At 72.9% G+C, this 15034-nt stretch carries 12 protein-coding genes and 1 pseudogene; 8 read left to right on the top strand and 5 right to left on the bottom strand.

Features of this window, described 5'->3' with window-relative positions:
- The first annotated feature begins 24 nt into the window (after window positions 1-24).
- Window positions 25-462, top strand: coding sequence for a GNAT family N-acetyltransferase (locus Pflav_RS41890; protein ID WP_173042003.1), 438 nt, complete (start codon window positions 25-27; stop codon window positions 460-462).
- A gap of 126 nt (window positions 463-588) precedes the next feature.
- On the opposite strand, the gene hemQ is transcribed toward Pflav_RS41890, so the two are convergent.
- Window positions 589-1293, bottom strand: coding sequence for a hydrogen peroxide-dependent heme synthase (gene hemQ, locus Pflav_RS41885; protein ID WP_173042002.1), 705 nt, complete (start codon window positions 1291-1293; stop codon window positions 589-591).
- Window positions 1290-2629, bottom strand: a pseudogene (locus Pflav_RS41880) (FAD-dependent oxidoreductase). The gene hemQ and the pseudogene Pflav_RS41880 overlap by 4 nt, the downstream one beginning before the upstream one ends.
- Before the next feature lie 27 nt (window positions 2630-2656).
- Between Pflav_RS41880 and Pflav_RS41875 the strand changes: the two are divergent.
- Window positions 2657-3418, top strand: coding sequence for an SDR family NAD(P)-dependent oxidoreductase (locus Pflav_RS41875; RefSeq protein WP_173042001.1), 762 nt, complete (start codon window positions 2657-2659; stop codon window positions 3416-3418).
- Here the strand turns inward: Pflav_RS41875 and hemE are convergent.
- Window positions 3392-4462 carry a uroporphyrinogen decarboxylase gene (gene hemE / locus Pflav_RS41870; protein WP_173042000.1) on the bottom strand — a complete coding sequence of 357 codons (1071 nt, stop codon included), beginning with the start codon at window positions 4460-4462 and terminating at the stop codon, window positions 3392-3394. The genes Pflav_RS41875 and hemE overlap by 27 nt on opposite strands.
- 149 nt (window positions 4463-4611) lie before the next feature.
- On the opposite strand from hemE, the gene Pflav_RS41865 reads away from it, so the two are divergent.
- Window positions 4612-5178 carry a DUF3000 domain-containing protein gene (locus tag Pflav_RS41865; protein WP_173041999.1) on the top strand — a complete coding sequence of 189 codons (567 nt, stop codon included), beginning with the start codon at window positions 4612-4614 and terminating at the stop codon, window positions 5176-5178.
- 51 nt (window positions 5179-5229) lie between these two features.
- Here the strand turns inward: Pflav_RS41865 and Pflav_RS41860 are convergent, their stop codons facing one another.
- Window positions 5230-6117, bottom strand: coding sequence for a hypothetical protein (locus Pflav_RS41860; protein WP_232072544.1), 888 nt, complete (start codon window positions 6115-6117; stop codon window positions 5230-5232).
- A 222-nt stretch (window positions 6118-6339) separates the two neighbouring features.
- Window positions 6340-7425 (bottom strand): S1C family serine protease, encoded by a 1086-nt coding sequence (locus tag Pflav_RS41855; protein ID WP_173042942.1) that lies wholly within the window; start codon window positions 7423-7425, stop codon window positions 6340-6342.
- 433 nt (window positions 7426-7858) lie between these two features.
- Here Pflav_RS41855 and Pflav_RS41850 point away from each other — a divergent pair, with 433 nt between their 5' ends.
- From Pflav_RS41850 to Pflav_RS41830, 5 genes are all read left to right on the top strand, one after another.
- Window positions 7859-9175: a ribonuclease D gene (locus Pflav_RS41850; protein ID WP_173041998.1), complete on the top strand. Its 1317-nt coding sequence runs from the start codon at window positions 7859-7861 to the stop codon at window positions 9173-9175.
- A gap of 81 nt (window positions 9176-9256) precedes the next feature.
- Window positions 9257-10450, top strand: coding sequence for a thiolase family protein (locus Pflav_RS41845; protein WP_173041997.1), 1194 nt, complete (start codon window positions 9257-9259; stop codon window positions 10448-10450).
- Window positions 10447-12501 (top strand): 3-hydroxyacyl-CoA dehydrogenase NAD-binding domain-containing protein, encoded by a 2055-nt coding sequence (locus Pflav_RS41840; protein ID WP_173041996.1) that lies wholly within the window; start codon window positions 10447-10449, stop codon window positions 12499-12501. Before Pflav_RS41845 ends, Pflav_RS41840 begins: the two co-directional genes overlap by 4 nt.
- A 48-nt stretch (window positions 12502-12549) precedes the next feature.
- The gene (locus Pflav_RS41835; protein ID WP_173041995.1) at window positions 12550-13332 is read left to right on the top strand and encodes a transporter substrate-binding domain-containing protein; all 783 of its coding nucleotides are present in this window, start codon (window positions 12550-12552) and stop codon (window positions 13330-13332) included.
- A complete protein-coding gene (locus Pflav_RS41830) occupies window positions 13329-14942 on the top strand; it encodes a cation:proton antiporter (RefSeq protein ID WP_173041994.1) in 1614 nt (537 codons plus the stop codon). Before Pflav_RS41835 ends, Pflav_RS41830 begins: the two co-directional genes overlap by 4 nt.
- Window positions 14943-15034 lie beyond the last annotated feature (92 nt).

The raw sequence follows: 15034 nt of genomic DNA, 5'->3' as shown, positions 1-15034 counted from the left end.
CCGCTGACGTGCGAGGATCAAGGCATGGAGCTGCACGTCGCGCCGTTCGCCGACCTCGATGTCCGCACGTTGTACGAGCTGCTGCGGCTCCGCGTCGACGTGTTCGTGGTCGAGCAGAAGTGCGCCTATCCGGAGCTCGACGGGCGCGACACCGAGCCGGAGACCCGCCACGTGTGGCTTTCCCGGGACGGCGCACCCGTGGCGTACCTGCGGATCCTGGCCGACCCCCGCGGTGTCGCGCGGATCGGGCGGGTCGTGGTGGCCGCGGCCGACCGTGGCGCCGGCGCGTCCGGGCGCCTGATGGCGGCCGCCCTCGACGAGATCGGCGACCGCCCGAGCGTGCTCGACGCACAGGCACACCTGGTGCGTTTCTACGAGCGGTACGGCTACGTGGTGACCGGCCCGGAGTACCTGGAAGACGGCATCCCGCACGTGCCGATGGCAAAGTCAGCCGGCAAATAGCTCACTGTGTTTCCGGGTTCGCTCGCTCATGCGGCGCTGAAGGCGACATCTTCCCTCGCGGCCCCGAAACCCCGACTTCGTCGGCGGGACCGCTCAGTCCAGACGCCGCCGCGCCAACTCGCTCGCTCACGGCAAAGCGGTGACGAGCTCCGGCACCGAGCGGCGCCGTCCGGTGTAGAACGGCACCTCCTCGCGCACGTGCCGGCGGGCCCGGGACGCCCGCAGGTCGCGCATCAGGTCGACGATGCGGTACAGCTCGTCCGCCTCAAAAGCCAGCATCCACTCGTAGTCGCCGAGCGCGAACGAAGCCACCGTGTTGGCGCGCACGTCCGGGTAATCGCGCGCCATCTGCCCGTGCTCGCTGAGCATCTCGCGCCGCTCCTCGTCCGGCAGCAGATACCACTCGTAGGAACGCACGAACGGATACACGCACACATACGCCCTCGCCTCCTCGCCGGCCAGAAACGCCGGGAGGTGGCTCTTGTTGAACTCCGCCGGCCGGTGCAGCGCCATCTGCGACCACACCGGCGCGAGGTGGCGGCCGAGGACCGTGCGGCGGAAGAGGCCGTACGCCTCCTGTAGCGCCTCGGCCGACGGCGCGTGCCACCACACCATGAGGTCGGCGTCGGCACGCAGCCCGGACACGTCATAGGTGCCGCGCACGACCACGTCCTTCGCGGCCAACTGCTCGAAGAGCGACTCCACCTCGCCGGTCACCGGGTCCCGCAGTGCCGGGAGCGGGCCGGTGGCGCGGAAGACCGACCACATCGTGTACCGGATGGTGGCATTCAGCTCTTTGATGCGCGAAGCGTTCGTCTGTTCCGTGCTCATGACAGTCCTTTCAGTACGTCGTCGGCCGCCGTCTCGCCCGAGCGCACGCAGATCGGGATGCCGACACCGTCGTAGCCGGCGCCGGCGAGAGCCACCGTCGGGGCAGGGTCGCGCGCAGCGCGGCCACCCGCGCCACATGCCCGACCGGGTACTGCGGCAGCGCGCCGCCCCAGCGCTGCACCCGCGCGTCGACCGGCTCCGGCAGCGGGATGCCCACCAACGTAGACAGTTCGGTGTGGACGGTGCGGACCAGCTCCGGGTCGCCGGTGTGCAGCAGGTGCTCCTCGCCGTACCGCCCGACGGACGCGCGCACCAGCGCCACCCCGTCGTCGCGGCGCATGTGTGCCCACTTGGTGGAAAAGAACGTGGCCGCCTTGACCAGCGTGCCCTCGCCGGCCGGCACCAGGAAGCCGGAAAGCTCGGGCAGCCGCGGGGCGGGCAGGGCGAGCGTCACCAGCGCCACGCTGGCGTAGTCCAGCAGCGGCTCCACGCCGAGCAGCCGCGCCGCCGGGCGAGCCGGCAGCGCCAGCACCACCGCGTCCACGGTGTCCGGTCCGACCTGCCACCCGCCGGGCACCCGCACCAGCTCGCGCACCGGCGCACCAAGCCGGATCTCCGCACCGGACGCCTCGGCCACCGCCGCCACCAGCCGGCTCACGCCCCCGGTGACCGTGGCGAACACCGGCAGGCCCGGCGGCCGTGGCGCGGCGGCCAGCGCGGACCGCACCGCACCGCTCAGCGTGTGCTCGACCCGTGCCGCCCGGGCCAGGCCGGGCATCGTCGCGGCCAGCGAGAGCCTGTCGGCCCGCCCCGCGTACACCCCGCCGAGCAGCGGGTCCACCAGCCGGTCGACCACCTCGTCGCCCAGTCGCCGCCGGACCAGCGCGCCGACCGCGATGTCCTCCTCCGGACCCAGCAACGGGCGGCCGCCGTCGTGGTCGCGCTCCGCCGCCGGCCGCGCCACCGCCGCCACTTTCTCCAGGTCAGCAGGTACGCCGAGGAGGGTACCGCCAGGCATCGGCGCGAGCGTGCCGTGCAGCGCGAGCGCGGCCTGGCCGGTCGCGGGGTGCACCAGCGCGTCGCTCAACCCCACCCGCCGGGCCAGCGCCACCGCCGCCGAGTCGCCGCCCTCGGGGTCGCGGACCAGGAACGCCTCCGCGCCAAGCTCCACCGCCGAGCCGGCCACCGCACCGGTGCGCAGCTTGCCGCCGACCGCGCCGGACTGCTCGTACACCGTGACGGTCGTGCCGGAAGGCGCGCGGTCCCGCAGCCGCATCGCGGCGGCAAGTCCGGCGATCCCGCCACCGATCACGGCGACTTTCGGCGGTCTCTTCACACGTCCAAAGTAACTAAGCTGCCAGGCATGACGGGTGAGCGGGTGGCGGTGGTGACGGGTGCCGCACAGGGCATCGGTCGACGGGTGGCAGAGGTGTTGAGCGCCGAGGGGTATGCCCTGGCGGTGATGGACAAGCAGCCAGTCGCGGCGGACCTGGCGGTTCTCGGCGACGTGAGCGCGGAGGCCGACGTGATCGCGTTCGCGGCGGCGGTGGACGAGCGCTTCGGGCGGGTCGACGTGGTGGTCAACAACGCGGGTATCGCGTTCATCACGCCGCTGGAGCAGACCACGCTCGCCGACTGGCAGCGGGTGATCGACGTCAACCTGACCGGGCCTTTCCTGCTGTGCCGCGAGTTCGGGCGGCTGATGCTGGCCGCCGGCGCCGGGACGATCATCAACATCGCCTCGGTCGCCGGCCTGCGCGGCGTGGCCGACCGCGCGGCGTACAACGCGAGCAAGCACGGCCTCGTCGGGCTCACCCGCACTCTGGCCGCCGAGTGGGGCGGGCGCGGCGTGCGGGTCAACGCGGTCTGCCCCGGCTGGGTGAAGACCGAGATGGACGAGGCGTCCCAGGCCGAGGGGGCGTACGGGGACAGCGACATCACCGACCACGTACCGCAGGGCCGCTTCGCCAGGCCCGACGACATCGCGCAGGCGGTGGCGTTCCTGGCCGACCCGGCCAAGAGCGGCTTCGTCAACGGCGAGGCGCTCTCGGTCGACGGCGGCTGGTACGCCGACGGCTCCTGGCAGGCACTTCGCCTGTCAGCGCGCGCTCGCCTCGTGCACTAGCGTGACCACCCGGGTCAGGACGTCCGGGTCGGTATCCGGCAGCACTCCGTGGCCGAGGTTGAAGACGTGGCCGGGGGCGGCCCGCCCCTCTTCGAGCACGCGGAGCACCTCGCGCTGGATGACCGGCCACGGCGCGAAGAGCACGCACGGGTCGAGGTTGCCCTGCACCGCCCGCTCCGGCCCGATCTGCGCCATCGCCGTGTCCAGCGGGGTACGCCAGTCGACGCCGACCACGTCCGCGCCCGCCTCTGCCATGGCCGTGAGCAGCTGCGCGGTACCCACGCCGAAGTGGATCCGGGGCACGCCCGCCCCGGACAGCCCGGTCAGCACGTGCGCGGAGTGCGGCAACACGAAGCGCCGGTAGTCAGCGTCGGAGAGCGCGCCGGCCCACGAGTCGAAGAGCTGCACGGCCGAGACACCGCCGCGCACCTGCACCCGGAGGAACTCCAGGGTGATCTCGGCGAGGCGGGCGCAGAGGGCGTGCCAGAGCTCCGGCTCGCCGTACATCATCGCCTTGGTCTTGGCGTGCGTCCGCGACGGCCCACCCTCGATGAGATAGCTGGCCAGCGTGAACGGTGCGCCGGCGAAGCCGATCAGCGGCGTGGCGCCCAGCTCGCCGACGAGCAGCCGGACCGCCTCGTCTATATAGGACACATCGGTCGGGTCGAGCGGTCGCAGCCGCTCCAGGTCGGCCTGGGTGCGGATCGGCTCGGCCACCACCGGCCCGACGCCCGGCTCGATGTGCAGGTCGATCCCGGCCTCCGCGACCGGCACCACGATGTCGCTGAAGAGGATCGCCGCGTCGACGCCGTGGCGCCGCACCGGCTGGAGGGTGACCTCCGCCACCAGCTCCGGGCGCCGGCAGGCCTCCAGCATCGGGATACCCGCCCGCACCTTGCGGTACTCCGGCAACGAACGCCCCGCCTGTCGCATGAACCACACGGGCGAGTGCGGTACCGGTCGGCCGCGGCAGGCGCGCACGAGCAGCGAGTCGGTAGCGGGGTCGTCCCGATGGGCGGCGCTGCCCTCCATGGTCGTCGTCATCGGGTTCATCGTGCCACGCCGGCCAGCCGCACTCCGGGCTGGTCCCGATTCGCTCGCTCCGCTCGCTGACGGCCCGGGGAGGGTTCTGGTCACCCGCTGTCGGCGCGGCGGTCCCCCGCTGTGGCCGAACGCGGCTTAGGCTTCCGGTCATGGTGTCTCCGAACGGGCATCCGGAGGTCTTCACGCGGGCAGTGGCCGGCCTGAAGGCCGCGACCCCGCGCGCGGAGATCGAGCTGGAGGAGGTGCCCGCCCCGCAGCGGCTCGCCCCCTACTCGTACGCGGTGAGCGGCGTCGTACTGAAGGACGGCGAGGAGGTCGCCACCGGCCGGCTGATCCTGCTCCACGAGCCGGACGGCCACGAGGCCTGGGACGGCACGATGCGCCTGGTCACGTACGTGACGGCGGAGCTGGAGCCGGACCTCGCGGCCGACCCGCTGCTACCCGCGGTGGGCTGGACCTGGCTCACCGACGCGCTGGAGGCCGAGGACGCCACGCACACGGCGATCGCCGGTACGGTCACCCAGACCATCTCGACCCGCTTCGGCGACCTGGCCGGCCCGCCCGCCGCCGCCGACATCGAGATCCGCGCCTCCTGGACCCCGACCGGCGACGACCTGGGCGCCCACCTGCTGGCCTGGTGCGCGGTGCTGGCCTCGACGGCCGGCCTCCCGCCGCCCGGGGTCACCGCGCTGCACGGCAGCCACCTGATGGCCTGAACACTGAGGGGGCCCCGCGCGAGCGGGACCCCCTCGGCTTTCGACGGCCGGCTACAGGTAGCGCTCGGCCTCGTTGCAGGGTCCTTCGAGCGCGTCGATCGCCCGGTCTGCGGCGGCCCGGTTGCCCTCGGCCAGCGCCTCGATGAAGGCGTTGACCTTGTTGAGGCAGTCGGCGATGACCGCCTTCTCCTTCTCGGTCTGATCCTTGGCGTTCTTCGTGCCGGTCAGGTCGCGCTCGGTCTGGGTCAGCTTGTCGTTGGCCGCGGTCAGGTCCTTCTGGAGCTTCTCGGCCTCAGAGGTCTTCGCCGCGATCGTGTCGTCCCGCTGGCTGACCTGCTCGGCCATCAGCTTCTCGGTGCGGCTCAGGTCGCTGGACTTGCTGACGTACAGGCCGGTCATGATGCCGCCGGTGACGAACAGCAGCGCCGCCACGATGCCGAGGATCAGGGCTGCCTGCCCGCGCTTGGGCGGCGGCGGCACCGCGCCGTACGGAGCACCGTACGCGGGGCCGGACGTCGGCGGGACGGACAGCGGCGCGGCGGAGTACGGCACCGCGGACAGCGGCCCGGACGGCGGGGCGGAGGCCGGGTCGTACGGGGACGCGGTCGGGTAGGCCGGCTGCGCGGCGTAGCCCGGGGCGGGGTCGACGGGCGGGTACGCGGGCTGCGCCGGCGGCGCGGACGTGGCCGCGTACGGCTGCGGGGGCGGCTCCACCGCCGGGTACGCGGCCGTCGGCGGCTGGGCCGGCGGATAGGCGGGCGACGCGGGCTGGGCCGCCGGATATCCGGGCTGGGCCGGCGGGTACGCGGACTCGGCGGGCGGGTACGCGGGCGAGGCAGGCGCCGGTGGGTACGCGGGCGAGGCGGGCGCCGGCGAGTACGCGGGCGGGCCCGAGGGCTGGGCGGGCACGTTGTACGGCGGCTGCGGCGCGGGCGGCACCGAACTCTGCTCCGGCGGGTACGTGCCGGCCGGTACCGAGCCGGTCGGGATCGTGTACGCCTGCTCGTTTCCGCTCGGGATGGGCTGCGTCGATGGCTGGTCACCCGGTGGTGGGTACGGTCCACCCTGCGGGTTCGGGGGTAGGACATCATTCCTCCTGTGGGCGCTCGGCCGCCCGGTTAGAGCGCGGCACTCCCGGCGGTCTCGGGGCGCCGCGACGCGTCAACAGATCTTGAACTCGTCGCAGGCGGTCTTGATCGGCACCGCGAGGCCGATTCCCTCCGCGTCCCGGGCCTTGGCGGTGGCGATACCGACCACCTGCTTCGCGGCGTTGACCACGGGGCCGCCAGAGTTGCCCGGGTTGATAGGTGCGTCGAACTGGATCACCGTGCCGGAGCCGCCCTCGTCCTTACGGATCGCGCTGACCACACCGGTCGTGACCGTGTCCTCCAGCCCGAGCGGGGCGCCGACCACCACGATCTGCTGGCCCGACTTAACCGCCTCGCGGGCGGTCGCCAGCCCGGTGAACTTGTTGTTGGTGCGCAGCTGGGCGACGTCGTCCTGCTCGTCCACCCGCACGATCGTCGCCGGCCAGCGCTGGTCCTTGCGTTCGATGAACACCTCGCGCTCGCCCGCGACCCACACCGACTCGACCACGTGGTAGTTGGTGAAGAGGTTGGTGCTGTTGCCGGTCTGCCGGCCCACCGCGAACGCCGTACCGGTGAACTGACCAGCCGATACGCGGAACACGCTGGGCAGGACCTGGCTGGAGATCGCCTCAGGGTTGAACGCCTTGCCGGCCGCCGTCTCCAGCTCGCCGGTGCGGTCCTCCAGCCCGTCCATGCGCCCCTTGTCAGCGGCCTGTGCGTCGACGAGCGCCTGGTCCCCGGAGGCCACGCGGCTCTGGAGGTCACGGATTTGCATCGTCTGCACGACCGCGACACCGCCGAGGATCAGCACCAGCAGCAGCGCGCTCAGCCCCAGCCAGGACGGCCGCCGGCGGGGCGGTCGCGGCGGCGCGGCCGCGTAGGGCGGGTAGTTCGGATCGCCGGGCGGGCCCGGGTACGGCGCGTAGCTCGGATCGGGGCTCGGCGGACCGGAGTACGGCGGATAGTGGGGGTCGCCGCCGCCAGGCAGCGCCGACATGGGCGGCGCGGAGAGCGGGTAGGCCGGTGCCGCGAACGCCGGGGGCGGGGGTGGCGGGTACGACGGGCCGGGCGGAGGCCCCGGAGGCGGCGGCATCGCGCCGTACGGCGGGGCAGGTGGGGCCTGCGGTGCCGGCGGGAGCGGACCGGGCCGGTACAGCATGTCCGGGTCGTCAGGGCGGGGTGGACCGCCGGCGGGCAGGCCACCCGCTCCACCCGGCGCCACGCCAAGCTCGTCGTCGGCCGAGTGACGCGGACCGGGCACCTGTGCTCCGGGCTGCGCGGACAGCGGGTCGTACCCAGCAGTCATCGAGATCTCGCCCCTCCCCTAGGACCGCCCGTTCCACAGTCGCATCTCGGCACAAGCCCACCCGAGCCGATCGGCGGCACCGGTGGATCTACCGGCGGAACGACGTTTGTCTCCTTCATGCTGACACGGGCGCCGGGTCCCGTGACGTCCGGTCCGCGAACGGTACCGACAGGGCCGGACGGAACCGGGCCGCCCGGGACGGGCGGAGCGAGCGCGCGGGCGCCCGGTCCGACGCGCCGGGGACCGGCTGCTCGTTGCCAGCCGGCGACCACACTACGGTTGTCGGGTGACCGACGAACCACCCCTGCGCCGTCGGGCCGCGCAACGCCAAGCAGGGGACGGACCACACAGCCGGCCTGACCCGGCATCCGAAACCGTGGGGCCCGACCCAACAACGCCTGGCGGGCCCGTGCCGCTGACCGCCCCCCGCGAGGGCACCCCGCCCCCGATCGACACGCCCGAGCAGCTTGCCGAGGTCGTAGCCCGGTTCGCCGCCGGTACCGGCCCGGTCGCCGTGGACGCCGAGCGCGCCTCCGGCTACCGGTACACGCAACGCGCGTACCTCGTGCAGCTGCGCCGGGCTGGCGCGGGCACGGTACTCATCGATCCGCTCCCCCTGGGTGACCTGCGCACGCTCGACGAGGCCATCGCCGACGCTGAATGGGTTCTGCACGCCGCGAGCCAGGATTTGCCCTGTCTCGCCGATCTTGGTTTGCGACCCCGTCGCCTTTTTGACACGGAATTGGCCGCTCGGCTGGCCGGATTCGAGCGGGTCGGCTTGGCCGCACTGACCGAACAGCTACTTGGCTACACGCTCGAAAAGCACCACTCGGCCGCAGACTGGTCCACACGACCACTGCCCGAGTCGTGGCTGACGTACGCGGCGCTGGACGTCGAGCTGCTCACCGACCTGCGGGACAAGCTGGCGGCCGAGCTGGCGGCACAGGGCAAGGACGCGTGGGCGGGCGAGGAGTTCGCGGCGCTCGTCGCGTCCGGCGCGCAGCCGCCCCGCCAGCGCCCCGACCCGTGGCGGCGCACCTCCGGCATCCACCGCATCCGCGGTGCGCGGGCACAGGCCCGGGTGCGGGCGATGTGGTACGCGCGGGACGAGATCGCCTCGCGGCGCGACTCGGCGCCCGGCCGGGTGCTGCCCGACGCGGCGATCATCGCGGCCGCGGAGCTCGACCCCAAGGACGAGCGGACACTGCTCACGCTGCCCGGCTTCGGGGGGCGGTCGGTGCGGCGGCTGGCGCGTACCTGGATCGATGCGCTGGCCAAGGCCCGCGAGCTGCCGGACGACATGCTGCCGGTGGCGCCGCCGCTGGACGGGCCCCCGCCGCCGCACCGCTGGGCGGAGCGCGACCCGATCGCGGCCGCCCGCCTGGCCCGGTGCCGCGAGGTGGTCACCACGGCGGCCGCCGCGCACACGCTGCCACCGGAAAACCTGATCACACCCGATTCGGTACGCCGGCTGGCCTGGACGCCGCCCGAGGAGATCGCGCCGGATACTGTCGCGGCGACGCTTCGGGGGTACGGCGCGCGGGCCTGGCAGGTGGGCTTGATCTCGGACGGTCTGGCGGTGGCGCTGCGCGACCCGGAGTGAGCTGTCCCACAACCCGCGAGATAGTTACTCACGGGTAGCATCCTGGGGCAGAAGGACCCACCCCACGAGGAGGTCACTGTCGTGCCCCGTCAAGTCCGGGATGTCGTCTTTGTCGATGGCGTCCGCACACCGTTCGGCAAGGCGGGCGGCATGTACGCCAACACCCGCGCCGATGACCTGGTGATCCGCTGCATCCGCGAGCTGCTGCGGCGTAACCCGCAGCTGCCGCCAGAGCGGGTGGAGGAGGTGGCCATCGCCGCCACCACCCAGATCGGTGACCAGGGCCTCACCATCGGCCGCACCGCGGCATTGCTCGCCGGGCTGCCGAAGACAGTCCCCGGCTACGCGATCGACCGGATGTGCGCGGGCGCGATGACCGCGGTCACCACGGTGGCCGGCGGGATCGCCATGGGCGCGTACGACGTGGCGATCGCCGGCGGCGTCGAGCACATGGGTCGCCACCCGATGGGTGAGGGCGTCGACCCCAACCCGCGCATCCTGACGGAAAAGCTTGTCGACCCGTCCGCGCTGGTCATGGGCGCGACCGCGGAAAACCTGCACGACCGCCTGCCGCAGGTGACGAAGGAGCGGGCGGACGCGTTCGGCCTCGCCTCGCAGGAGAAGACCGCGAAGGCGTACGCGGACGGCAAGATCCAGCAGGACCTCGTCTCGGTGGCCGTGCGCGACCCGGAGACCGGCTGGGGCCTCGCCACTACCGACGAGGCGCCGCGCGAGACGAGCCTTTCGAAGCTCGCGACGCTGAAGACCCCGTTCCGCCCGCACGGCCGGGTGACCGCGGGCAACGCCGCCGGCCTCAACGACGGTGCCACCGCGAGCGTCATCGCCGCCGAGGATGTGGCCCGCGAGCTGGGCCTGCCGGTGGCGATGCGGCTCGTGTCGTACGGCTTCGTCGGGGTCGAGCCCGAGGTGATGGGGTACGGCCCGATCCCCTCGACCGAGAAGGCGCTGCGCATCGCCGGACTGTCCATCGAGGACATCGGCCTCTTCGAGCTGAACGAGGCGTTCGCGGTGCAGGTGCTCGCGTTCCTCGACCACTTCGGCATCGCCGACGACGACCCGCGGGTGAACGCGTGGGGCGGCGCGATCTCGGTCGGCCACCCGCTCGCCTCCTCCGGCGTACGGCTGATGACGCAGCTCGCGCGCCAGTTCGCCGAGCACCCCGAGGTGCGGTACGGCGTGACCGCGATGTGCATCGGCATCGGCATGGGCGGCACGGTGATCTGGGAAAACCCGTCGTGGGAGGGTGCGAAGTGACGTACCAGGAGGTTGTCACCAAGTCGTTGCTGCGGACCGTGGCCGTGCCCGGCCTCGACCGGCCCGCCGCACTGATCACATTGGACAACGGCTTCGACCACAAGAAGCCGAACACGTTCGGCCCCGAAGGGCTGGCCGGCCTGGACGCGGCGATCACCGAGGCGCTCGCCGCCGACCCGGCGTTCGTCGCGGTCACCGGCAAGCCGTACATCTTCTGCGTCGGCGCCGACGTCACGGGCCTCAGCACGATCACCGATCGTGAGCAGGCGCTGGAGGTCGGGCGGCTCGGCCACCGGATCTTCGCCCGGCTCAAGGACAGCGCGGTACCGACGTTCGCGTTCGTCAACGGCGCGGCGATGGGCGGTGGGCTGGAGCTCGCGCTGCACTGCCACTACCGGACGATCTCCGGTGGCGCGACGGCGCTCGCGCTGCCCGAGGTGCTGCTCGGGCTGGTACCCGGCTGGGGTGGCACCCAGCTGCTGCCCAACCTCATCGGCATCGCGCCCGCGGCGCAGGTCATCATCCAGAACCCGCTCAGCCAGAACAAGATGCTCAAGCCGGCCCAGGCCGCCGAGCTGGGCATCGCGGACGTGCTCCTGGAGCCGGCCGACTTCCTGGAGCGCTCGCTGGAGTGGGCCGCCGGCGTGGTGCGCGGTGCGGTCGCGGTCAGCCGGCCCGAGGTCGACAAGGACATGTGGGAGGGCGTGCTCTTCTTCGCGAAGAAGACGCTCGACGACCGGCTGCACGGCGCGGTGCCCTCCGCCAACCGCGCGCTGGAGCTGCTCGGCCTGGCTGGCGATGCCGACTTCGCCAGCGGTACCGCCGCCGAGGACGAGGCCCTCGCCGACCTGGTGATGAGCGAGGAGCTGCGGAGCGGCCTGTACGCGTTCGACCTCGTGCAGCGCCGTGCCAAGCGCCCGGCCGGTGCGCCCGCGCCGGCGCTGGCCCGGGACATCACCAAGGTCGGCCTGGTCGGCGCGGGCCTGATGGCCGGCCAGATCGCGCTGCTGTTCGCCCGGCGCCTGGAGGTGCCGGTCGTGCTGACCGACCTCGACCAGGCCCGGGTCGACAAGGGCGTGGCGTACGTGCACGGCGAGATCGACAAGATGGTCGCCAAGGGGCGGCTGGACCAGGGCAAGGCGGCCAAGCTGCACGGCCTGGTCAGCGGCTCGGTGGACAAGGGCGTCTTCGCCGACGCCGACCTCGTGGTCGAGGCGGTCTTCGAGGACCTCGGCGTGAAGAAGCAGGTCTGGGCCGAGCTGGAGAAGATCGTCAAGCCCGAGGCGGTACTGGCCACCAACACCTCCTCGCTGTCGATCACCGAGATGGCCGCCGACCTGGAGCACCCCGAGCGGGTGGTGGGCTTCCACTTCTTCAACCCTGTCGCGGTCATGCCGCTGCTCGAGATCGTGCGCGGCGAGCGGACCGACGACGCCACGCTGGCCACGGCGTTCGCGGTCGGCAAGGAGCTGAAGAAGTCCTGCGTGCTGGTCAAGGACGCGCCCGCGTTCGTGGTCAACCGGCTGCTCACCCGCTTCCTCGGCGAGATCTTCGCGGCCGTCGACGAGGGCACCCCGCTCGACGTGGCCAACGAGGCGCTCGACCCGCTCGGCCTGCCGATGCGGCCGCTGCCGCTGCTCCAGCTCGTCGGCCCCGCGGTCGCGTACCACGTGGGCGGCATCCTGCACGCGGCCTTCCCGGACCGCTTCCCGGTCAGCGACAACCTGCGCCGGCTCGCCGAGTCGGGCCGGCCACTGCTCGTGGACGACGAGGTCGACGCCTCCGTCGCGGCGCTGCTGGAGTTCGGCGACCAGCCGTCCACCGCCGAGCAGGTGCGCCAGCGGGCGCTCGAGGCGCTCGCCCAGGAGGTCCGGCTCATGCTGGACGAGGGCGTGGTGGCCGAGCCGCAGGACATCGACCTCTGCCTGATCCTCGGCGGCGGGTGGCCGTTCCACCTGGGCGGCATCACGCCGTACCTGGACCGCTCCGGCACGTCCGAGCGGGTCACCGGCCAGCGGTTCTTGCCTCTGGGAGTAGCCAGCCTGCCCTGATGTCGCGGTTTCAGCGAGCTGCGCCCTGATTCGCCCTAATGTGATGACATGCGGTGGATCGGGGCGCTGCTCGTCGCGGTCCTGCTGGCCGGATGCGCGCGGGGCGCACCCGCCGCGGGCGACTTCCGGCCCGCGGTCGCCGGCGAGCTCACCGTCGCGACGGCCACGCTGCCGCTGCCCGGCTTCTGGGAGGAGCCGGGCGGTTTCGAGTACGGGCTTGCCAAGGCGCTCGCCGACCGCTTCCACCTGCGGCTGCGGGTGGTACGGGTGCCGTTCGAGCGGATCGTCTCCGGTGACCTCGGCGGCGCCGACCTCGCGCTGTCCCAGGTGACCGCGACCCGGGACCGGGACCGGGTGCTCGACTTCTCCGAGCCGTACCTCGCGGCGCCCCCGGCCGGGCTGGCCCGCTCGGCGATCCCGGACCTGGCCGCCGCGCGGGACACCCGCTGGGCGGTCAAGCGCGGCACGACCCTCTCGGCCATCCTCGCCGGCTTCATCCGGCCCACCACGCCGCCCGCCCTCACCGTGGACGAGCGGGCGGCGCTCACCCTCCTGGCGGCCGGATCCGTGGACGCGGTACTGCTGGACCTGCCGGTCGCGCTCGTCATCGCCGACCGCTCCGGCGGTGGGCTGCGAGTGGCGGTACAGGTCGACTCGGACGACTCACTCGCGGTCGCCCTCCCGGACGGCTCGGCCAACCGGGAGGCGATCGACTCGGCGGTACGCGCCTTCACCGACAACGGCACGATCGACCGGCTCGCGAAACGGTGGCTCGGCGCCCACCTGCGCGGTACCGAGCCGAACATCCCGGTCCTCGGGAGGGGCCGGTGAGCGCGCCCCATGGTCCGGCGTGGGAGTTTCTGCTGCTGTTCGTCGTGGTGATCGGTGGCCCGCTGCTGCTGGAACGGGCCCGGGTGCCCGGGATCATCGGGCTGCTGCTCGGCGGGTACGCGATCGGTCCCAACGGCCTCGGCTGGATCAGCCGGGCCAACGACACCCTGCCCGACCTGGGCCAGCTCGGCCTGCTGTACCTGATGTTCGTGGCCGGTGTGGAGCTCGACCTCGCCCTGCTCCGCACGTACCGGCGGTCCGCGATCTCGTTCGGGCTGCTCACGTTCGCGGTGCCGATGGTGGCGGGTACGGCGGTCGGCTTCGTGCTCGGCTGGAGCGCGCCGGCCGCGTTCCTGCTGGGCTCGCTGCTCGCCTCGCACACGCTGATCGTGTACCCGCTGATCCGCGACGGCGGCCTCGGCTCGGACCCGGCGGTCGCCACGGCGGTCGGGGCCACCGTGCTCACCGACACGCTCGCGCTGATCGTGCTGGCGGTCGTCTCCGGTACAACCGGCAGCAACGCCTCGACCTGGGTAGTCGTGGTGCGGCTTGTCGCCGGCTTCGCCGTACTCGGTGGATTCTGCTTCTACACGCTGCCCCGCGCGGCCCGGTGGTGCTTCCGGCGCCTGGGTGGCGAGCGCACGGTGCGGTACCTCGTCGCGATCGCCGGCTTCCTCGCCGCTGCCGTAGTCGCCGAGGTCTTCGGCATCGAGGGCATCGTGGGCGCGTTCTTCGCGGGGCTGGCGCTCAACCGCCTCGTACCCAACGAGGGTCGCCTGATGGACCGGATCGACTTTTTCGGCGCGGCCGTGTTCATCCCGGTCTTCCTTGTCTCGGTCGGCCTGATCCTCGACCCGCGCGTCATCGCCGAGCCGCGCACTCTGGGGCTGGCCGCGCTCTTCGTCGTGGCCTGCCTGGGTGGCAAGGTGCTCGCCGCCTGGCTGGCCCAGGTGCTGCTCGGCTTCACCCGGGCACGGGCGGGCGTGATGTTCGCGCTGACCGCCCCGCAGGCCGCCGCCACGCTCGCGTCGACGACCATCGGGTTTCAGATCGGGCTTTTCGGCACCTCGGTCGTCAACGCGGTGCTGGTCCTGATCCTGGTCAGCCTCGTCGTGTCGCCGATCGCCGGCCGCCGCTTCATGCGGCGGCTGCCCCGCCCGTCCGACACCGAACGCCCGCTCGGCAGCCGCGTCGTGCTCGCGGTGTCCACCGTGGACCCACCGGCGGAGATCTTCCAACTCGCCGCGCGGATCGCCGCACCGGACGGCGGTGTGGTGCACCCGGTCCTCCTGCGCCGCGAGTCAGACCCGGCCCACGACGCGGCCGCGGTCAGCGCGCTAGAGACCATGGCGAACGCCCACGGGGTCGACGGTGCCGCCGCGGTCGTGGTCGACCGCTCCCTGGCCGCCGCCGTGGCCCACGCGGCCGCGGCCCATCTGGCCACACTCGTGGTCGTGGACGGTCCGATGTGGTCAGATCGAGCCGGCGCGGCACCGCCCGCCCCGGTACTTGAGTTTCGCGGCGAGGAGGGCGCCCTGCTGCACGCCGCAACCTCCGACGACCTGGCCGGCGAGATCTCCCGCCGCGCCGCCACCCCCGTTGACGTCTAGAGATCTCAGCGCGGTCGGGTTGGTGTGGCCGGCGGCTTGTGAAGCGCGGAGGGTGAGGCCGCGGGAGCGACGGTCCGGACCACGACGGACGT

Origin of the sequence: Phytohabitans flavus, assembly GCF_011764545.1 — a bacterium.
GTDB classification, from domain to species: domain Bacteria; phylum Actinomycetota; class Actinomycetes; order Mycobacteriales; family Micromonosporaceae; genus Phytohabitans; species Phytohabitans flavus.
The sequence above is the reverse complement of the archived record's forward strand: the minus strand, read 5'-3'. Positions and strand labels throughout refer to the sequence as shown.